At 64.7% G+C, this 269-nt stretch carries 1 protein-coding gene; it reads left to right on the plus strand.

The window, feature by feature from the left end:
• The coding region (locus tag RVY79_RS19795; protein WP_317466273.1) for an FAD-dependent oxidoreductase at positions 1-269 on the plus strand (269 nt) is incomplete at both ends.

The following is a 269-nucleotide window of genomic DNA, read 5'->3' on the forward strand; positions in this document are numbered from 1 at the left end:
GGCTATACGCGGCTCGATGCAGCCGGTGTGGCCGAGATCGAGCCGTCGCTGGAAGGCCGTTTTCGCGAAGGCCTGTTCTATCCCGGCGAAGGCCATGTGGAGCCGCGGCTCGTGCTGCCCGAACTACATCGGCGCATCACCGCGGCCGGCGGCAACATCAAATACAATTGCGAGGCCAAGGCCGACGACCTCGACGGACTCGTGATCGATTGCCGTGGTCTCTATGCGCGCGAGGACGATGCGCAATCGAAGCTGCGCGGGGTCAAGGG

Source organism: Chromohalobacter sp. HP20-39 (assembly GCF_033052815.1).
Lineage (GTDB): Bacteria > Pseudomonadota > Gammaproteobacteria > Pseudomonadales > Halomonadaceae > Chromohalobacter.